This is a genomic window from Acinetobacter sp. ABJ_C1_1, from assembly GCF_044684115.1.
GTDB lineage: Bacteria > Pseudomonadota > Gammaproteobacteria > Pseudomonadales > Moraxellaceae > Acinetobacter > Acinetobacter nosocomialis_A.
In genome coordinates this window covers 365,035-385,511 of sequence record NZ_JBITPU010000001.1, presented here as the reverse complement: position 1 = coordinate 385,511, position 20,477 = coordinate 365,035, and the positions used below count along the sequence as shown (strand labels likewise).

18 protein-coding genes are annotated in these 20,477 nt (G+C 38.1%); 12 read left to right on the top strand and 6 right to left on the bottom strand.

From position 1 onward, the window contains the following. Window positions 1-89: 89 nt before the first annotated feature. Together ACG59Z_RS01920 and ACG59Z_RS01915 are read left to right on the top strand one after the other, a co-directional pair. Window positions 90-1,658, top strand: a complete 1,569-nt coding sequence (locus ACG59Z_RS01920; protein ID WP_400197704.1) for a CoA-acylating methylmalonate-semialdehyde dehydrogenase — start codon at window positions 90-92, stop codon at window positions 1,656-1,658. A 102-nt stretch (window positions 1,659-1,760) separates the two neighbouring features. Continuing rightward, window positions 1,761-3,158 carry an amino acid permease gene (locus tag ACG59Z_RS01915; RefSeq protein ID WP_400197703.1) on the top strand — a complete coding sequence of 466 codons (1,398 nt, stop codon included), beginning with the start codon at window positions 1,761-1,763 and terminating at the stop codon, window positions 3,156-3,158. Between the two features lie 149 nt (window positions 3,159-3,307). Here the strand turns inward: ACG59Z_RS01915 and ACG59Z_RS01910 are convergent, their stop codons facing one another. Beyond that, window positions 3,308-3,541, bottom strand: coding sequence for a DUF2171 domain-containing protein (locus tag ACG59Z_RS01910; protein WP_024439164.1), 234 nt, complete (start codon window positions 3,539-3,541; stop codon window positions 3,308-3,310). Between the two features lie 298 nt (window positions 3,542-3,839). Here ACG59Z_RS01910 and ACG59Z_RS01905 point away from each other — a divergent pair, with 298 nt between their 5' ends. The 6 genes from ACG59Z_RS01905 (at window position 3,840) to ACG59Z_RS01880 (ending at window position 8,092) form a co-directional block, all read left to right on the top strand. Further along, entirely contained in the window at window positions 3,840-4,814 is a 975-nt protein-coding gene (locus tag ACG59Z_RS01905) for an acyl-CoA dehydrogenase (protein WP_400197702.1), read from the top strand. Then, window positions 4,802-5,596 carry a PIG-L deacetylase family protein gene (locus ACG59Z_RS01900; protein WP_400197700.1) on the top strand — a complete coding sequence of 265 codons (795 nt, stop codon included), beginning with the start codon at window positions 4,802-4,804 and terminating at the stop codon, window positions 5,594-5,596. Before ACG59Z_RS01905 ends, ACG59Z_RS01900 begins: the two co-directional genes overlap by 13 nt. Then, window positions 5,571-6,170: a class I SAM-dependent methyltransferase gene (locus ACG59Z_RS01895; RefSeq protein ID WP_400197699.1), complete on the top strand. Its 600-nt coding sequence runs from the start codon at window positions 5,571-5,573 to the stop codon at window positions 6,168-6,170. The genes ACG59Z_RS01900 and ACG59Z_RS01895 overlap by 26 nt, the downstream gene beginning before the upstream one ends. Then, entirely contained in the window at window positions 6,167-6,811 is a 645-nt protein-coding gene (locus ACG59Z_RS01890; protein ID WP_400197698.1) for a glycosyltransferase, read from the top strand. Before ACG59Z_RS01895 ends, ACG59Z_RS01890 begins: the two co-directional genes overlap by 4 nt. A gap of 285 nt (window positions 6,812-7,096) precedes the next feature. Continuing rightward, window positions 7,097-7,459 (top strand): NirD/YgiW/YdeI family stress tolerance protein, encoded by a 363-nt coding sequence (locus ACG59Z_RS01885; RefSeq protein WP_400197696.1) that lies wholly within the window; start codon window positions 7,097-7,099, stop codon window positions 7,457-7,459. Window positions 7,460-7,621: 162 nt separating this feature from the next. Then, window positions 7,622-8,092 (top strand): AnBLUF65 family BLUF photoreceptors, encoded by a 471-nt coding sequence (locus ACG59Z_RS01880; RefSeq protein ID WP_263614117.1) that lies wholly within the window; start codon window positions 7,622-7,624, stop codon window positions 8,090-8,092. On the opposite strand, the gene ACG59Z_RS01875 is transcribed toward ACG59Z_RS01880, so the two are convergent. Together ACG59Z_RS01875 and ACG59Z_RS01870 are read right to left on the bottom strand one after the other, a co-directional pair. After that, entirely contained in the window at window positions 8,089-8,415 is a 327-nt protein-coding gene (locus ACG59Z_RS01875) for a hypothetical protein (protein WP_263614116.1), read from the bottom strand. The two genes, ACG59Z_RS01880 and ACG59Z_RS01875, sit on opposite strands and share 4 nt — an antisense overlap. Window positions 8,416-9,112: 697 nt before the next feature. Continuing rightward, a complete protein-coding gene (locus tag ACG59Z_RS01870; protein ID WP_400197694.1) occupies window positions 9,113-10,264 on the bottom strand; it encodes an alpha/beta fold hydrolase in 1,152 nt (383 codons plus the stop codon). 358 nt (window positions 10,265-10,622) lie between these two features. On the opposite strand from ACG59Z_RS01870, the gene ACG59Z_RS01865 reads away from it, so the two are divergent. After that, window positions 10,623-13,919, top strand: coding sequence for a M10 family metallopeptidase C-terminal domain-containing protein (locus ACG59Z_RS01865; protein ID WP_400197693.1), 3,297 nt, complete (start codon window positions 10,623-10,625; stop codon window positions 13,917-13,919). A 153-nt stretch (window positions 13,920-14,072) separates the two neighbouring features. Next, on the top strand, window positions 14,073-14,906 hold the full coding sequence (locus ACG59Z_RS01860) for a metal-dependent hydrolase (protein WP_400197692.1): 834 nt from the start codon (window positions 14,073-14,075) through the stop codon (window positions 14,904-14,906). A 59-nt stretch (window positions 14,907-14,965) separates the two neighbouring features. On the opposite strand, the gene ACG59Z_RS01855 is transcribed toward ACG59Z_RS01860, so the two are convergent. Next, window positions 14,966-15,646, bottom strand: a complete 681-nt coding sequence (locus tag ACG59Z_RS01855; protein ID WP_000106451.1) for a hydrolase — start codon at window positions 15,644-15,646, stop codon at window positions 14,966-14,968. 182 nt (window positions 15,647-15,828) lie between these two features. Here ACG59Z_RS01855 and ACG59Z_RS01850 point away from each other — a divergent pair, with 182 nt between their 5' ends. After that, window positions 15,829-16,749, top strand: coding sequence for a LysR substrate-binding domain-containing protein (locus ACG59Z_RS01850; protein WP_400197691.1), 921 nt, complete (start codon window positions 15,829-15,831; stop codon window positions 16,747-16,749). Window positions 16,750-16,997: 248 nt separating this feature from the next. After that, complete coding sequence (locus ACG59Z_RS01845; protein ID WP_400197689.1) at window positions 16,998-17,921, top strand: S1 family peptidase; 924 nt, start codon at window positions 16,998-17,000, stop codon at window positions 17,919-17,921. A 68-nt stretch (window positions 17,922-17,989) separates the two neighbouring features. Here ACG59Z_RS01845 and ACG59Z_RS01840 read toward each other — a convergent pair whose 3' ends face one another. Together ACG59Z_RS01840 and ACG59Z_RS01835 are read right to left on the bottom strand one after the other, a co-directional pair. Further along, window positions 17,990-19,495 (bottom strand): flavin-containing monooxygenase, encoded by a 1,506-nt coding sequence (locus ACG59Z_RS01840; RefSeq protein ID WP_400197688.1) that lies wholly within the window; start codon window positions 19,493-19,495, stop codon window positions 17,990-17,992. Between the two features lie 55 nt (window positions 19,496-19,550). Beyond that, window positions 19,551-20,471, bottom strand: a complete 921-nt coding sequence (locus ACG59Z_RS01835; RefSeq protein ID WP_400197687.1) for an alpha/beta fold hydrolase — start codon at window positions 20,469-20,471, stop codon at window positions 19,551-19,553. Window positions 20,472-20,477 lie beyond the last annotated feature (6 nt).

Here is a 20,477-nt window from a genome sequence, read left to right as displayed (position 1 = left end):
GCATCTATCACGGTAATAGATGCTCTTAAAAAAACTAAATGAAAAATACAGTTTGATCTGAAAACTAATTGTAGTAAGGAGTAACAATAATGACAAATGGCCTAGAAGATTTTAGCTATGACGAAGTTTCAACTGAAAATAGTACGCATAGTGAACAAGCCAAAAAAGTGCTAGGGCATTTCATTCAAGGAAGAATTGTATCTAAAACGGCAAGAAAACAGCCAGTTTACAATCCTGCGACGGGTGAAATTAGTAAAGAAGTCGAAATTGCAGATGCTCAAACGGTAAATGAAGCCGTTCAGGCAGCCGAGCAAGCATTTCCTGCATGGCGTGATACACCAGTCATTAAACGTGCGCGTGTCATGTTCAAGTTCAAACAATTATTAGAGCAAAATGCCGAAAAGATTTGCGCTTTGATTGGGCAAGAGCACGGTAAAATTTCTCATGATGCTCAAGGCGAATTGCAACGTGGTATAGAAAACGTTGAATACGCTTGCGGTGCACCAGAGCTTTTAAAAGGGGAATATTCAAAAAATGTCGGTCCAGATATCGACTCATGGAGTGAGTTCCAACCATTAGGTGTTGTGGCTGGCATTACTCCATTTAACTTCCCAGCCATGGTCGCTTTGTGGATGTTCCCAATGGCACTAGTCTGCGGTAACTGCTTTATTTTAAAACCTTCTGAAAAAGCGCCTTCTGTGGTTTTATACCTTGCAGAACTATTAAAACAAGCGGGTTTACCCGACGGCGTGTTTAACGTGGTGAATGGTGATAAAGAGGCGGTAGAAGCCTTATTGCATCATCCTCGTATTCAGGCAGTCAGTTTTGTGGGTTCGACGCCAATTGCTGAATATATTTACCGCACAGCAACTTCAACAGGTAAACGTTGCCAAGCATTAGGCGGTGCAAAAAATCATGCGATCATTATGCCTGATGCTGATATTGATAACGTAGTCACTTCATTGTTAGGTGCAGCTTTTGGCTCTTCGGGCGAACGCTGTATGGCACTTTCGGTTGCGGTTGCTATTGGCGATGAAGTTGCCGATGTTGTGATTGATAAGCTGACTCAAGAAATGAAAAAATTGAAGTTCGGCAACTATGCAGATGCAAGCAATGACTTTGGGCCACTGATTACCCAAGCACATAAAGACAAAGTACAGGCTTATATTCAAAGTGCAGAACAGCAAGGCGCAAAAATTGTGGTAGATGGCCGTGATGCAAAACCGGCAGGCTATGAAAAAGGTTTCTTCGTTGGACCAACTTTAATTGATCAAGTCACACCAAACATGACCAGTTATCAGCAAGAAATTTTTGGTCCTGTACTGCAAGTTATGCGTGTGAATAGCATGCAAGAAGCCATGCAACTGATTAATGACCATGAATATGGTAATGGTACCTGTATCTATACCCGTGATGGGGAAGCTGCTCGCTATTTTAGCAGTCACATTCAAGTCGGTATGGTGGGGATTAATGTGCCTTTACCAGTACCTGTTGCTTACCATAGCTTTGGTGGCTGGAAGCGTTCGTTATTTGGTGATTTACATGCGTATGGTCCAGATGGTGTCCGTTTCTACACACGCCGTAAAACCATTACACAGCGCTGGCCATCTGCTCAAGTCCGTGAAGCAAAACAGTTCTCAATGCCGACTTTAAATTAATTATTACTATCAGGGAAAACAGCAGTTTTCCCTTTTTTCATGACTGTAGGATTTTGACATGTAATAGATTGTTTTTATGGATATATTTTTAAGGAATGAAATATGAATAATGATACAACAAAAAAATTAGGCGAAGGACTCTCAAATCGCCATATCACAATGATTAGTATTGGCGGTGTTATTGGCGCAGGTTTATTTGTCGGTTCATCTTCTGCAATTGCCAAAGCAGGCCCGGCAGTGATTCTTGCATACCTGATTACCAGCATTATGGTATTTCTGGTGATGCGCATGTTAGGTGAAATGGCCGTTTTAGAGCCGGACACAGGTTCATTTTCTACCTATGCACGTAAAGCAATTGGCCCGTGGGCAGGCTTTACCATTGGTTGGTTGTATTGGTGGTTTTGGGTACTTGCGATTCCGGTAGAAGCCATTGCAGGTGCTGAAATTTTACATTCGTGGTTTCCGAGCGTTTCAGTTTCTATTTATGCATTTTGCTTTATTGTGTTCTTAAGCTTAGCCAACTTTTTTAGTACCAAAAGTTTTGGTGAGTTTGAGTTCTGGTTTTCTTTAGTCAAAGTGGTTGCCATTATTGGGTTTATCATTATTGGTATTTTGGCAATTTCAGGTGTTTGGCCTTTAGCTAAAAATGTCAGTGGAGTTGCCAATTTATACAACAACGCAGGTTTTATGCCGCACGGTATGGGAGGCATTTTATCTGCCATTTTAATTACGGCATTTTCATTCTTTGGGGTGGAAATTGTCTCGATTGCCGCAGCAGAGTCATCTAACCCTAAACAGAAAATTAGACGTGCCACCAACTTGGTGTTGTACCGTATTATTCTTTTCTTTGTGGTCTCAATGTTTATTGCTGTTTCACTTGTCGATTGGCGTTCACCGGACTTACAAAAGTATGGGACATTCCAATACGTTTTAATGACCTTAAACGTACCTGGCACTAAACTTATTATTGATACCGTTGTGTTTATCGCCGTGGCGAGCTGTATGAATGCGGCAATTTATACATCTTCTCGTATGTTATTCCGTTTAGGAACACGCAATGAAGCACCGCAGGCAGTTACTAAAGTGAATTATGCGGGTGTACCGGCAATTGCGGTGTTTTCCTCAACTTTTATTGGTTTAGTGTGCTGTGTCATTAATTATGTATTTCCGGGAAAAGTGTTTAGCCTATTGCTTTCAAGCACAGGTTCCATTGCTTTGTTGGTGTACTTGGTTATTGCATTCTCACAATTGCGTTTAAGACATAAGCTCGAGGCAGCTGGAGCGGAAATTCCATTTAAAATGTGGTTATTTCCATGGCTGACTTGGTTTGTGATTATCATTATTTTAAGCGTATTGGCTTATATGTTCTTCTCGCCAGCCTATAGTTATGAAACCACTTTATCATTAGGTGTGACTTTAGCTGTGGTGGGTTGCGGATTATTTGTGACCCGAAAGCGTAAAGCAACCCGTTCGGTTGCGATCAATCAGAGTAACTTATAAAAATATTAAATAAAAAATTTAATGCTATAAATAAAAAGCTCCTTAATGAAAAGGAGCTTTTTACTTTTTTAATTCTAATTGTTTTATTTTAATTGTTGTTTATATTTTTAAATAAGCTGCACAGTTAAAAAATCCCTGTGCAAAGAAGTTTAAATGGCTTGCCAGTTTTCTTGAACTTCTTTTGAGTTTTTATTTAAAATGACTTGATCATCTTTTACCTCCCCAATCCAAGAAGTAGGAATAAGGTGATGTTGATCATTTTCATCACGAGTGAGTTTCAACTGATTTTCACCTTCTAGATGATCGACAGTCCCTACTTTAGTACCACAAGAAGCAATAACGTCTGCATGTTTTTTAATATCATTAATATTTAAAGTACTCATTTTGGACCTCTTCTTTGGAAATAGAAAAACGGTAGAAACTAAATTACTGGATAAAACAGCAGAAATCTTTGTTTTTTAATAAACCTTACATGATTATTTTATAATTTCACTTAAGCGATATATTTAGATAACAATGAAATAAAAAGAAATATTCATTTAATAAAGTTATAGAAAATATCTTTTCATTACATTTTATATCTTTAATTAAACAGAATTATTTCGATATGTTTAAGTGAATACTTTTGAATAATTATTTGTAATGAATATTAAAATATCTATAAATATGACAGTCTTGAGTATGTTGAGTGAATTCGAGCATGCTCAGCCTGAAAACAAAAGTCAGCTACGCCAAGATTTGCTTCGCGAATTGGTAAGATTAGCTAAAAATTTACCCTATCCAGCTTCAGGTCAAACCTATCAGCGGTGGCAAATGTTTGCTCAAGTGGCAGGGTATGATTTAAGTCTAGCTAAATTATTTGAATCACATTGTGATGCCTTAAGTATTTTAAATGAACTTGGTTATCAAGATGAAATAGACGATCAGACTTGGGCCGTATGGGCAGCAGAGGGTGGACCAGTACCCGTACAAGTAGAGAACAATCAGTGTAGTGGTATAAAAACTTGGTGCTCAGGTGCTGAGTTTATTCAAAAAGCCTTAATGAGCTATAAGGACAAACAAGGCCAAGCACAGCTTTGTATTGTTGAATTGGCTCATCCTTCGGTTCAAGTTGACCTACGTCACTGGCAAGCAGTGGGCATGCAAGGAACCCAAACAGCCCAAGTACATTTTGACAATACTCCCGTTACTGCTATAGGTCAGCCAAATCGCTATTTGGAACGTCCAGGATTTTGGTATGGTGCAGCCGGTGTCGGGGCCTGTTGGTATGGTGCGGCGGTACGCTTAGTCAGTTTTTTACAGAAAAGCTGCCAAACCCATCCAAATGCATTTAAAAAAATGTATTTGGGAGAGTTAGCTCAACAGCTCTCTGTAACTAAGCAGTATTTTCAATATGTTGCCAAGCTTATAGATGACGAACCTATGCTCAGCCATGAGCGTGAAATCCGTATATTACGTGCCCAAACAGAACAATGCTGCCAGAGTGTTATTCAACTCGTTGGCAAAGCTTTAGGTGCACGGCCTTATTGTGAAGAAGCTACATTTTCACAGCTCATTGCTGATTTGCCTGTCTTTATTCGACAGAGCCATGCAGCTTTTGACTATGAGTCTATTGCAGAGCTCTGTTTGCCGGAGAAAAGCTTATGGGAACTTTAACGCATCCCTTGGTCGAAGACCGTGTGATTTCAGGTGAAGGGACACCGAAGTTCAGGTGGCTAGAGGCATTTAAAAATCATCCTTTAGACGGGCTGAATTTACAGTTATTTCAATCTAAAAGAGTGGTGATTGTCGCTCCGCATCCCGATGACGAAGTGCTTGGCTGTGGTGGTTTAATGCAACAGTTAGTCAAAGAAAATTGTCACCTTGTTATTGTGGCTGTCAGTAATGGAACGCAAAGCCATCCACACTCAACAAAATACAGCCCAGATGAATTAAACGATTTACGGCCACAAGAAACTTTAGCTGCTTTGGACAGTCTAGGTGTGTCAGATTTTTCTGAACGAATTGCTTTAAATCTAATGGATGGTCAGATTCATTTACAGGCTCATCAGTTGAGTCAAGCACTCAGCAGAATAGTTCAGCCTGAAGATATTTTAATTTGTAGCTATGCACTTGATGGTCATCCAGACCATGAAGCTGTCGGAAAAACGGTACAGGCCTTTGCCGAAGCTCATCAGTTACTCTGTCTACATGTATTGATTTGGGCTTGGCATTGGGCAGAGCCTTTAGACCCACGTATTAATTGGTCCAAAGCAAAAGCTTATGCCTTAACGGACAGCCAGTTAATTAAAAAACATCGTGCGGTTATGCAATTTAAAACACAACTTGAAGCTGATGAAAGCACTGGTAATTCCGCCGTTTTATCCTCAAGTGCAATTAGCCGTCTTTTAATGCCTTATGAGGTATATCTGAGTGACTCATTCTCGTATGTATTTTGAGGAGTTGTATTGTAGTAATAATGATCCATGGGGCTATGATTATCACTGGTACGAAGCCCGTAAAAGACAAATCTGCCTTGCATTATTAACACGACCACACTACGAAAAAGTTTTAGAAATTGGCTGTTCAAATGGGCATTTAAGTGTTTATCTGGCTCAGCGTGCGGCTCATCTGTTATGTATTGATGTGTCGAAGCAAGCCGTTCAGCTCGCATCCCAACGGTTAGAAGCATTTGAACATGTAACTGTTGAAAATAGAAAAATACCTGAAGAATTGTACGAACAAAAATTTGACCTGATTGTAATTAGTGAAGTGGCGTATTACCTCACATTCGAGGAGTTAGGTGAGTTCATTAAAAAATTAAAGCATGCACTAAACTCCGAAGGCGAAATTTTATGTTGCCATTGGCGACATGATATTCAAGATTTTGAATTGAATGCCCAGCAAGTCCACCAAAGCTTTCAACAATCTTTTCCATTTCATCACTATTTAAGTCTGAACGATCCGGATTTTATGGTCGATGTTTGGACGGTTAATCCTTCATCAATAGCTCAGCGAGAACAATTACGATGAAAATAGGTGTTGTAGTTCCAGCGCATAATGAAGAGCAACATTTGCCAGCCTGTTTGCAATCAATTCAGGAGGCGGTTGAAAAAGTACCGGATGAACAAGTCGAGGTCATGGTCGTACTTGATAGTTGTACGGATCAGTCGCGCTCAATTGTACAGCGCTACGGAGTAAGCTGGATTGAATGCAATTATGCATGTGTCGGAAAGGCACGGGACTTAGGGATTCGCCAACTTATTCAAAACGGAGCAACTTGGCTGGCCTGTACCGATGCCGATAGTGTGGTTAGCCCAGACTGGTTACGCTGCCAAATTTTGCATCAACCTACCGATGCAATTTGCGGTATTGTGACTTTAGATGACCTGAGCCGTTTATCGGTTATAAAACAAAAAAAGTATTTGTCACATTATCAAGACTGTATGGATCATCATCATATTCATGGGGCAAATTTAAGCTTTAGTGCTGCCGCTTATATGCAAGTTGGTGGTTTTGAGCCGGTTCCTTGTCATGAAGATGTTTCACTGATTGAGAAATTGATTAGGCAGTGCTGCAATATTACATGGAGCAATTTAGTTCGAGTAACCACTAGTAGTCGACTAGAAGGAAGAGCACCTGAAGGTTTATCAAAATTTTTAGAAAATCTTTAATTAATATTATTTTCTTAAGTTTATTTTAATAATTGATTTATATTCTAAACTCATATCCTCTGGTATACATTTGTTTCAGTATTCATTGAGTTATACCTTTTTGCCACATCACCCGATGTGGTTTTTTTTCATTATAACGATTAGAAAAATGAGTCAATGTAAAAGTATTCCCCAACAAGAATATGGTACATCTGACACGATGACACAAAAAATCACAAAAGCTAAAACTCACAGTTTCAAGAAATTGTTTAGATAACTATGAATAAAACAAGAGGAGAAGTTTTAATGAAAAAAATACTACTCACCACGATTACTAGCTTCGTTTTATTAGGTAGTAGTGCAGTATTTGCAAGAACTGATCCGGCGATACTGAATCAAGCTGCAAAAAATGTAGTCACCGTTTCAAAAGCAAAAACTTTGGCTGATGAAACTGGTGTCACTTTAACAGGTACGATTGTTAAACATATTGCTGGCGACCATTATGAGTTTAAAGACAAAACTGGTTCAATCATCATTGAAGTAGATGATGATTTAGCAAAGGGTTGGGAATTAAAAGCAGGCGATAAAGTCCGCATTGTAGGTGAGGTTGATACTCATCGTATGAAACCGACCGATATAGAAGTTTTACAAATTGAACGTGTTAAATAATACGATTTAAAATGCAAAGGCCCGAATTAGTTTCGGGTTTTTTTATTGAAATCAGTAAGGTTGCGATTTTTTTATAATAATGAAATATAAAGTATTTCTAATAAAGGTGTGTTAAGTTGAAAATTCCATTAATTATGAAATTTTAGATTTCACGGAAGTCTTATGAACGTTCGACTGTGTTATGCCAGCCAACGAAATGAAAATAATGAAGATTTGCTACAAGATTTGCGTGATATCCTGACAGAAGCTCGTGATTTCAACGATTTAAACGAGATATGTGGGGTGCTGTATTATGCCGATAATGCATTTTTTCAATGTTTAGAAGGCGAAAAAGAGATTGTTGAAAAGCTATTTGAGAAGATTCAGAAAGATCAAAGGCATTACAATATTAAATGGTTGTGCACATATTCCATTGAAGAAAACTCTTTTCAACGTTGGTCAATGAAATATGTGCAACGCAATACAAATATTGAGGCTTTCTTTCTTGGCATGGGAGAGAATACCTTTAACCCAATTTTGCTAAATCAACAAAATCTCAAATTTTTCTTAAATGAACTATTAATTGCAGAGCAAACTAAAATTAATACGGTTAAGAAAGTTGGAATGGTTAATCGGGGAGTAAACCCATTCTAGCTATTTGAAGCTATACCGATATGGATGTGCTTGAGTTTAGGTACAATTTTAGTCATGACTAAATATACAATCATTGAAACCGAAAGCATCCATATCACTTCTAAACTTTGACTAATCACAAACATTGCCCAGTAAAAAAAACTAAAAAGGGCTATACACAGTCCACTACCTTTGTAGTACCACGTAATAAACATTCCGAAAAGTGCTGAAGAAATTAAGAGATTAAGCGTCTCGTTCATTCCTACATAATTAAAGAAAATAATTAGTAAGCATAAAGCTAACATTGATAGTAAATATACAAATATATTTTTTGCGATAAACATTTTCTATATCCTATCTGAAGAGTTTAAAAGGTATCTTTCCTCTGTTTCCAGAGGAAAGATAGTACATATTAATTTTTTGAGATTCTTTTTCTATTATTAAGAGTTTTTATATTAATAAAGATGACTTTATCATTTTCTCCAGATCTCTTTATTAATATTCAGCTTTCTATTTAATAGTAAAGATTGCTTATATGTACTGAAATTAATTATAGGAAAAACAATCATTTGTATTGTAAGCTTTGGCTTACATAGTTGTGAGAGATTGCCTACATTTGTATAAAAAATGATCTAATTTTACAAAATTAATTGATTTTAAATTGTTATATTACAGTTGCTTAGTTAAAATTATTGTTGAGATGAGCTTTACATAAATAACAAAAAGTAACATCACCTTTAGAAAGTTAATTTTAAAAAGTTAAATTAATTGTTTGGCGGGAGCTGTTTGGATTTAAATTTTTTTAACGTTTGATAAAATTTTATTATATGAAAATATTTTTTAATAAATAAAATTTATATTTTTAGGGATTAAATATATTAAATAAGTGAAGGAGCGTAATATTTTAAAAATCTAACTTGTAAATTGTGATAAGCAAATGAACATGTTATCAATCAATAAAATGATATAGAAGAATGAGTTAAAATTTGAATTTTTAACCAGCGTAGAGATGACTACGCTGGCTTACTTTTTTGACTAGATTTAATCTGAACGTGTAGCTAACCAATTACTCATTTCAGGCCAAACAGAACTTGGAGCTTGGCTACCAGAAACAACACCCATATGGCCGCCTGGAACCACTTTAAAAGTTTTATCTTGGCTACTAATTAAATCCATAAGCGGTTTCACTGCGTCGGCGGTCACAATAATGTCTGTATCGCCCCCTACAGCTAACACTGAACAATTAATATCTTTTAAATAAGCTGTTAGTTCACCAAATTTGATTACACCTGTTGAGAGTTCATTATCTATCCAAAAACGTAGAATGATGTCGCGCATCACACCACCCGGATACGCCAACATATTGTCGATAAATGAACTAGACGTAGCGTGGTCAACAATAAATTCACGATTATCAAGATTTTTAAAAAGCTGCCAATAGGTTTTTAAATTTCCAATCGGATCAGTTAGCTTAAAGCCAAGTGTGTTTTGCCAGCCATGAATATGAAACACTTCACTTGGTACATGTTGGCGAATCCGGAAAGGGGTATGCTTACGAACCCACTGTGCAGGTTTAGTCAAGCTGCCATAGAGTTTACCCATATAACCCGCTTTATGGGTGTCGATAGGTGAAGCGAGAATAATCAGATTTTTAATATCGTTATCTTTAAATAACGCGGTATAGCAGAGTGAAAGTGCACCGCCTAAACTCCAGCCATGTAATGAAAGCTGCTGTTGTCCACTATGTGCACGGACTTGCTTTAACATTTCAGGCATAAAAACTTTAATGTAGGTGCCAAAATTATATTTTGCTTGGTGGCGGGTTGGCACACCCCAGTCAATTAAATAGACATCAAAACCTTGAGCTAAAAAGTAACGTATAAGGCTGCGTGTAGGGAATAAATCGTAAATGAGCATGTTCACTGCCAATGGCGGAACAATCACTAACGGTACGCGGTGTTTATGTGTAGGAGCTTCAGTCTCATTTCTATAGTGACGTAAACTCATAATCTCATGCTTATAAATCACATCAAAAGGTGCTTTTCCTGACAAGGCAATTTGAGGACCTCTAAAAAACAGATCTGATGCATTGGTTAGCATGTGAGGTAATTTCTGACCAGCATGCTTTTTAAGAGATGTTTTAATCGACTTCACTTGAGGAACATTCTGTCGAACTTTAAGCAATAAACTCATTGAATATAAAACCTATAAAGATGTTGCCCAGAGCAAATAACGAGCTGGTCTTTTGCGGATATTAAATGGAATAAAAGGTGAGTTCAGTGACTTAAAAGACAGGATTTCGCTTTAAAAATACCAAAAGGAATTTTTTATAAACATGTTTGCGAACTAATTATCTTAATTTAATAAAATAGTTATTTAATATTAAAAATATAAAATTTTTAAAAAATAGATCTAAATTTGATTTTAAGTAAATTTAAAAAAAATAAAAAATATGTCGCTAAATGGTAATTTTTGTCGCCAAAAGAGGTTCTTCTATTAAGTGAAATTAAATAGTATTTCCTCTATCAATAACAAAAATAAGGAAACCTCAATGGTAACTTATGGCAATGATCAAAATGGTTTATGGCTAAAGTTCGATAATTTTACTTCAAATGATATTAGGCAAATTGAATACATAAATAGTGTTTTATACGTCACTAATTATTCAGGAACTTATTATTCACTAAATTTTAACTCTCTTGCTAAAGCCCGTATGATTTTTAGTGACGGGGTAGAAAAGCAGGTTTTATTTACCAGTGCTGGAAATGGTTTAAATATTTCTACGGCAAATAGTGAGTGGATTGTTGGTACAAACTCAGCTGATCAAATCAGTAGTGGTGCTGGGAATGACCGTCTCTTTGGTGGAGTAGGAGACGATATTTATCAATTCAGTAAAGGGGATGGTATAGACAAGGTCACGGACTATAGTGGAAATAACACCATCCAGTTCATGGCGAGCAATTTGGCCGATATTTCTATACAAGGAAATGGAAGCAATTTACAGGTCAAATATTCGGATAGTGATGCTGTATTAATTGAAGGGAATGTAAGTAGCTTTAAATTTTTAGATGGGACAACTGCCACACTCGATCAATTACTCACCAGTAAAACCATTACGCTCACTGGCACCAAAGGCAATGAAACGATTAATGGCTTTGCATCCAATGACATTATTAATGGTCTTGAAGGTAACGACACCTTAAACGGAAATGCAGGGAACGATACGTTAAATGGCGGCGCTGGCGATGATAAGTTATATGGTGGAGCCGGTAATGACTTAACTGTCGGTGGAACAGGAAATGATTGGTTAGCTTCAGGAAGTGGCGACGATACTTATCAATTTAGCAAAGGAGATGGTAACGATACGATTAATGACTACTCGGGCACAAACACTATTCAAATTACCGATGTCTCTTCAAAAGACATTACATTCACAACTAACAATAATAATGAGTTAGTCATTAATTATTCAGCAACGGATAGCATCACTTTAAAAGCCTATATTAACAACTACATTCTTTCAGATGGTGTAGTCCAAACCTATCAACAGTTTCTAACAGGAAAAACTGCAACATGGAATGGTACAGATAATGCCGATAATTTTTTGGGCACTCTTCCAAATGATGTGATTACGGGCGGTAAAGGTAATGACACGTTAAATGGTCGCGAAGGTGACGATACTTATCGTTTTTCTTTAGGCGATGGAGTAGACACAATTAATGGAGACTATTCGGGTAACAACACGATTGTATTTACAGACGTTAAATCTACCGATGTTCAATATAGTTTTGATAAAACCACTTTAAATATTCAATACGGCGATAGTGATATTGTTAAGCTAACTGGCTATCTCGCTAACAACAATAAAAACTTTAGTATTCAATTTGCCGATGGCATTACGATTGATCGTGCTCAATTAGACACAGCGGTTGGAGTGAATTACTGGGTACGTGCACTTGTTGCCACAACTAATAGTAATCCAGATTTTAAGTATATTTTCCCTTCTACTGCCCCTGATTACCTACTCGATGCAAATGGTCAAGCGCCTTCATGGTGGAGTCCTTTTAGTAAAGCTCAACAGGACTTTATGACTCAGGTCTACCAAAAAGCTTCTGACTTTTCAGCTTTATCTTTTACGTTAACGGACAATGCATCACAGCTTAATACCATTGCTGCCTACAGGAACAGTACCGCAGCTACGGCTTATGCACAGTATCCAAGCGGAGCATTTGTTGGTTCAGATGTGGCTTTTGGACCAGGTTTTTGGTTTGACCCGGCAGGCACTTGGGTGACTGCAAGCTATCCGCATGAGTTGGGACATGCTTTGGGTTTACGTCATACCTTTGAAGGTTCCACCATTGATAGCTTCTCAAAAGAAGAAGACACACGGGCATGGTCAGTGATGTCATATGACCGTACTGGTATGTCATATGACGGATCTTTTGCGCCGTTTGATATTGCGGCTTTGCAAGCGATATATGGGGTAAACAATTCATCCCGTGCAGGTAATGATACTTATACCTTTGATGGCACTAAAGGCGTATTGGTCTGGGATGGTGCAGGCATCGATACAATCAATGCAAGCAATGCTACACAAGCCGCTACCATCGATCTTAATCAGGGCGGCTGGAGTTATATTGGTGAAAAATCTTCTCATATATCGAGTGCAAACCAACTAAGCATCAACCTTGGAACCCAGATTGAAAATGCAATTGGCGGTGCTTACGATGATATTTTAGTCGGAAATAGTTTAGCTAACCGACTTGAAGGTGGTTCTGGTAACGACACTTTAAAAGGAAATTGGGGTGATGATGTTCTATTGGGCGGTGCCGGAAATGACACACTTGATGGAGGAAAAGGTGCGGATAGCCTGATTGGTGGAACAGGTGACGATACTTATTATGTAGACAATGCAGGTGATAGCATTGTAGAGAATACTGCTGAAGGTAACGATAAAGTAATCTCGGATATAAATTATACCTTAGGAGATAACCTAGAAAACCTCACTTTAAATGGCGCGGATAATTTAAACGGCAATGGAAATGCACTGAATAACGTCATCATTGGTAATGCAGGTAATAACATTTTAAATGGATATGCTGGAAATGAAACATTAAATGGCGGAGCTGGAAACGACACCTTAGATGGTGGAGTCGGCAATGATAGTCTCGATGGCGGAAGTGGAGCAGATACGCTGATTGGAGGCTTGGGTGATGACATCTATTATGTTGATAATATTAGCGACATCATTATAGAGAAGATTAACGAAGGGTTTGAGACCGTCAACTCAACCGTGAGTTATACGTTAGATAGCGGCAATGCGCTTAATAATTTGAATCTGTTAGGTACAGATAATATTGATGGAACGGGTAATGGAAATGGAAATACGATTGTTGGGAACAGTGCTAATAACATTTTAAGCGGCGGTACCAATAATGACGTTTTAAATGGCGGTGCGGGTAATGATATTTTAAATGGTGGAAAAGATAATGATACCTTGATTGGTGGCTTAGGTTCTGACACTGCGTTATATAAATTATTAAATACAAACGATGTAACGGGTGGTAACGGAGCTGATGTTTGGAAAGACTTTAAAGTCGGCAATACCTTAACCGACAGTGAAGCCGACAAAATTGATATCAGTGAACTGCTCATTAATTATGCCAATGGCGGCACTGTTAACTCTATTTTTTCTTATCTCTCATTAGACCTCAATGAAAATAACAGTATTTTGAGTATTGACCGAGATGGTGCAGGAACTGCTTATAACAGTACCTCATTTTTAACCTTAAATAATGTCAACACTACTTTAAATACGTTATGGGACAACCATCAGATCCTTGTCTAAATGAAGGAAGTACAAGTGGCTAACTAATTTTAAAAAGATGCTTAGGTGAGACGGCTTAAGCATCTTTTTTAATAGAAACATCAGATCACTGATTAAACCTCAGAAAAATAAATCCATTGAATTGTATTCAATGAAACAATGAAGGAATAAAAAATGGGAATTCTAGCTAAAGTCTTTGATCGCGGTGCTCACTTTCCTGTGCGCCATATGAGTTTTAATTTTAATCAGTCTCAAGCTACTTTATTTAAGGATAACCCTTGGGGAGAGTACTGGCTGGCAACCTTGTCTGCCATGTTTCCTGCGGGTGAGCGATTTTTTGTACATAGTGTAAGAAACTTACAAAATCAGGCTAAAACAGAAAGACTTCAAAAAGATATTGCAGCCTTTATTGGACAAGAGGCGATGCATGCAAAAGAACATGAACATCTGAACCAACTTATACAGTCATCTGGACTCGATACCGAACCTGTTTCAGCCAATGTGGAATGGTTAATGGCTAGGCTGAAAAAATATTTCACACCCACCCAGCAATTAGCAATTACTTCGGCTGCTGAACATTTTACGGCCATTATTGCACGGCAGATTATGAGACGTTCCGATTTGCAGGAGCGTTTATCGAGTAATGAAACTTTAAAAAATATCTGGTTATGGCATGCGGTAGAAGAAAGCGAACATAAAAGTGTGGCCTTCGATTTATATCAAGATGTCTCTGGAGGCAATTTCATTCGGCTTCTTGTGATGCCTTTTGTGACTTTATACATGGCAGGAATAATGGCAGCGGGTACGGTATATTTAGGCATAACTCACTTTTCCGCATGGAAGTTACTCCACCTAAAAGAATTTAATGTATTAATTCTTGGAAAGAATGGCTTTTTAAGTACGTTATGGAAAGATTATTTGGACTATTACAAACTAGATTTTCATCCAGAACAACACGACTCAAAAGCATTAGAAGAAAACACTAAAGCACAGCTTGGCTTTTTATAGATTTATTTTTAAATGTCCAATCGTAATAGATTGGACATTTAAGCTGAAAAACTGATGAGTTAAGTTCTTTCAGAATCTAGCATTTCATTGTTTTTAACAACATCTTGCGCTTTTTGATAGCTTTCGATGAGCAATTGGTATGGTGGGAAAATTGCACTATAAGCTGCTGCAAAGTCTGCTGCATCACTACGATGCCATGTTTTTTGTAGTTCCGAACAAACACCCGCTGTATCAATTGGCACCACACCAGCTTGTACAACTCGAGCTAATGTAATTTCTTGAGCCATTTTTGAATATGTTCCAGATGCATCAATCACTGCAAAGACTTGGAAACCTTCAGCAACAGCACTGATACTTGGGAAAGCCATACATACGCTGGTAATGGTACCGGCAATAATGAGTTGTTTTTTACCTGTTGCTTTGACCGCTTCAACAAAGTCAGGGTTATCCCAAGCATTAATTTGACCTTTACGGGCAACATATTGTGCATGAGGAGCAAACTGGTGAATTTCTGGAATTAAGGGACCATTTGGACCTTGAGGAACAGAAGCAGTAGTAATGACAGGTACATTACATAGGGTTGCAACTTTAGCGAGTGTAACCACATTTGCACGTAACTCAGGAACAGTAAGATCTTTTACAGTTTGAAATAAGCCACTTTGATGATCGATTAGTAGCATTGCAACATTATTTGGGTCGATTACGGGTGCTTGACCGTTAAAATTTGCTGGTGTACTCATTTTATGCTCCACTTTATTTCGATAAATTTAAAGTCGGAAGGATGACTAAATAAAACAGGGGGATAGCTGTTTTTGTATAGTTATTCACTTCTTGTTTAATTAAGATATAACGAAAATATGAGCCTAGAAGCTGCCGAAATTTGATTTTAGTGTTCTATTATTTGAACAATAAGAGGTAGGAAATGCAGGATTTAAACGATCTATATTATTTTGCAAAAATTGTTGAATATGGTGGTTATTCTGCTGCCGCTAGAGCGCTCGATATTCCAAAATCTAAACTCAGCCGAAGAGTTGCACTTTTAGAAGAAAGACTCGGTGTACGTTTATTGCATCGTTCCACTAGACAATTTAGTGTGACAGAACTTGGCCAACAATATTATCAATACTGTCACGCGATTTTGATCGATGCTGAAAATGCCCAAGAATTTATTGATTTAAACCAGTCAGAGCCGCGTGGAACGATTCGGGTGTCTTGTCCACCTGCCTTATTGCATCATCACATGGGCGAGTTTCTGACTAAATTTATGCTGCAATTTCCAAAAATAAAAATCTATATTGATGTGACCAACCGAAATGTTGATGTCTTAAATGAAGGAATTGATATTGCTTTTCGTGTTCGCTATCCGCCACTCAAAGATAGTGGTTTGGTCATGAAAAAATTTGTGACCAGTGATCAGTGTTTAGTCGCGCACCCTCGGGTTTTGTCTAAGCAGCCGATACCTCAAACTTTAGATGAATTGCATCAGTTTAGAACTATTGGGCTTGGCAATGCAGAACAACAAAGTGTGTGGGTACTTCACCATCAGGAGCATGGAACAACTCATTTCCAGCATGATCCTGATCTAATTGTGAATGACATGACCGGGGTATTACAGGCTGTTATTCATGGTTTAGGTATAGCTCCTTTACCGATTATGATGGCTCACGAATATGTTTTGCGTAAAGAACTGATTGTGGTTTTACCTGAATGGAAACCTACAAGCGGTATAGTCCATGCGGCTTATGCTTCTAGAAAAGGGTTATTACCTGCCATCAAAAGGTTGCTGGATTTTTTAGAAGAGCAATTTAATCAACTCGATCAGGACTTGTTAGGTTATCGATAACTAAATTGAAAACAGTAAAAAACTTAAATTTTGATTATTTTTTATAGATTAACTTCATGAAAAATAAATAGAAATTAAAATGATTTTATATTGTCGTGAAATGGTCAGTTATGTCGTGAAATGAAGTTCTCCTCAAGAAGTTAAGTGGTTAATCTCTGGCTGATAAATCATCACAGTACCGTGAAAATATTTATCAAAAAAACAGTCATAACACCCTAAATACTTCTAAATATTTGAAGGAGACAAACATGTATAAAAAGAATATTGGGGGACTAATTAATGCTCTAGCATTAGTTATATATAGTTCTTCAGTCATGGCAGCAGATAACTCAAGTTCTTTTGTAAAACTGGAATTTACCGTCACCAAACCTTTCCTTTTTTTCTCACAGACATCAGGTAATACTTGTGGTGGAGTATTAATTCGTAATGATGTTGTTTTAACGGCGGCACATTGTACGGCGGCGGTTTGGGGTGATAGTGCGAATCAAGGTTATACACTTGGTGGGGCTGTGAAATATGGGGCGAGCTTTTTGTCTCAAGCTCAAGCAACATCTTTTAAAAAAGATGAAGGTTGGGTTGAGATTCCCGATGTAGATATCGCTTTAATACGTCTATCTCATCCTATTGATAATAATAGCGGTGCAACCATAGCCAAAATTCCAGCTGCATGTAGTCAAACTGAAGCAAGGCAAAATATTGGGCGCGGTGATGTAACGGCTTATTTAGGTCGTAGTAGTACGGGCACAGCCTTACCTGCAAATTTATATGGCACTTCATATGTCAATATTCGAGATGTAGGCTCTTCACCGTTAGCACGAGGGATTTACTACAAAGCAACTGCTTCTATGAATGCAGGGGATTCTGGTGGACCTTGGCTGTCAGATGATAATACTTTGATCGGTATTAATAACGGTATTGCGGGTACTGACAAATATGGCGCCGTAATCTGTCAGTATGCTCATCAAATTAATGATGTATTGGTGAAATGGTCTGCTGCCGGAAACCAAACTGGAGGAACCACGCAGCCAACTACGCCGCCTTCAGTAGAGCCAACGGCTCAACCGCCAGTGACAAATCCTCCAACACCTTCACAGCCGCCAACTGAACCTAAAACTACCGATAACGTTGTTTTTAGTTTCTTTAACTGGCTTGCTTCGTTGTTTGGTTTTTAATTTGTACTTATTAAAAGATCAAGATACTTCGGTATCTTGATCTTTTTTACTTAGATTGAATGGGTTTATTAAGCGACCACTTTAATTACTTTGGTTGTGGCGTCATAGTCTTTCAAATTGACGTGATGCAGCTTATGTTTAATCACAAAACCAAACTCGGGCCAAATAATATGGTTACGACCTGCATCATCTAGATAATAGCTTTTACAAACATCGGGCCTTACCGGCATTTTAGCCAATCGTTTATCTATACGGTCATTAAAACGTTTTTGAACATCTACTTTGACTTCGACACGGTCAAAGCGTTGCTGCTGTATTAACTTCACCATTTTTGCGATATAAACGGATTGCTGTTCAGCGGTCCACATCACTGAACCCACGGTGTTTTGAGAGTTTGGGCCTAGCATCATAAACATGTTAGGGAAACCATGAATTGACATCCCCATATATGCACGCGGTTGACGCTGCCATACCTCGCTTAAACTGCGGCCTGCTGCACCTTTAATAATTTTATAAATCGCAGGTTCTGCGACCGCATAGCCAGTACCGAAAATAATGGTATCTACTTTAATTTCTTTCCCGTCTTCACCGACTACACCATTTTCAGTGATATGAGACAAGCCCTGAAAGAGGACAGTCACATTCGGTTTGGCTAAAGCCGTATACCAGTTATTAGAAAACATTGGACGCTTACAACCTAAGGTATGTGTAGGTGTTAATGCCTTACGCATTTCTGGGTCTTTAACACCTAAAAAGATGTTTAACTTTCCTAAGGCATGCAGTTTTCGCATGATGTTTTCATTCATGAAAATAGGAAGTGAAGGTTCTAGGCTCCACAGCGCACTTTCACGAATAATTTTTTCTAAAATTGGCGCTTTCTTAAATGTAACTTTTACAATATTTGGAACGGCAAAGTCCGGTTTTGGTAAAACCCATGAAGGTGTACGTTGGAAACTATAAAGATGGCCAACTTTAGGCTGAATGGCTGGTAAAAACTGAATAGCTGAAGCGCCGCTACCGATCACAGCTACTTTTTCACCTGTTAAATCATGCTCATGATTCCACTTACCTGAGTGAAACATAGTGCCTTTAAAATTTTCTTGACCCGGGAAGCTCGGCATTTTTGCTTCGCCAATAAAACCTGTCGCAGGTACAAAGATTTTTGCACTATATTTTTTACTATCACGTGTGCTAATGAACCAGCGATTTAGGTCATTATTCCATTCGGCATGAGTGACTTCGGTGTTAAGTTTAATCTGATTCACAATCTCAAACTTATGAGCCACATCTTCTAAATATTGTCGAATTTCAGCTTGAGGCGCATAGGTTCGCGACCAGTTTGGATTTGGAGCAAATCCAAGAGAATACATTTCACTCGGTACGTCACAAAATAGGCCTGGGTAATCATTTAATGCCCATGTGCCACCAATACGGCTAGCCATATCTAAAATGACGACGTTTTTAATTCCTTGCTCTTTTAACTTGATGCAGGTACTTAAACCTGAAGGACCAGCTCCAATAATAAGTACATCTACAAGTTGAGCCTGAGTAGAGGGTTTGACTAATTTATTCATAGAAAAATCCTGAAATAAAGTATAAATGACTTGGCTGATAGAGTTGTGTGCAGCCTTAAATGGAATGATCAGTCTTTTGAAAATGTTGAATTAAGTACTGAGCGATAATGTTGGGTTGTTCAGCTTGTAAAAAATGGCCGCAGTCGGGAACGTAGACACTCTCAATTCCTTGTGGGAAATAAGATGTCTGGGCTAAAGCTTGATGTAGCCGTATATTCATACATCCATCGTCTAAACCCGCTAAAGCCAGTGTGGGTGTGGTGACTGGATTTAATAAGTGGCGATTTGCTCTGAGATTGTCAGAATTTAAAACTGCAAATAAGTTGTGGTAATAGCGGGTAGCTGCCCATGCAATATCTGGATTTTGAAAAGCTTTACGAGTTGGCGAAAAATCCGACTCAGTAAATTTCCATGTAGGCGACCATTTACGCCAGATTTTTTCTACAAAACTTGCGTTATTACGAGATAGCACCTGTTCAGCAAATCTTGATTGCATGAGCAGCATATAAGAAGACATGTAGAGCTGACGTGGAAAATTAGGTAAGGCTTTAAAAACATCCTTAAAATTAGGGATTGGAGGAACAGCCAACAAACTAATGCTATGCAAAGCTTCGGGTTGCTCACTTGCAAAGCTCATTGCAATTGCAGCTCCCCAGTCATGTCCTACGAGGTGAGCTTTATTTTTTAAGTGTCCTTTTGCTTTTAAAAGTTCTAACCAAGCTGTTAAATCTGCTAGAGCAGAGGCGAGACCGTAATGTGCCTGCTGATTTACAGAATCTTGGGTGTAACCACGCAACCAAGGAACAAAAACTTGATAGCCTGCTTTTACGAGTAAAGGATATACGTGGTCCCAGCTATGCGGCGTGTCGGGAAAGCCATGTATAAGTACCACCAAAGGGACATCAGCTTCACCATATAGAGCCCCGTGCAAAGTGAGTCCATCACGGCTTAAGGTTAATTGCTCGACTTGAATCATGGCACT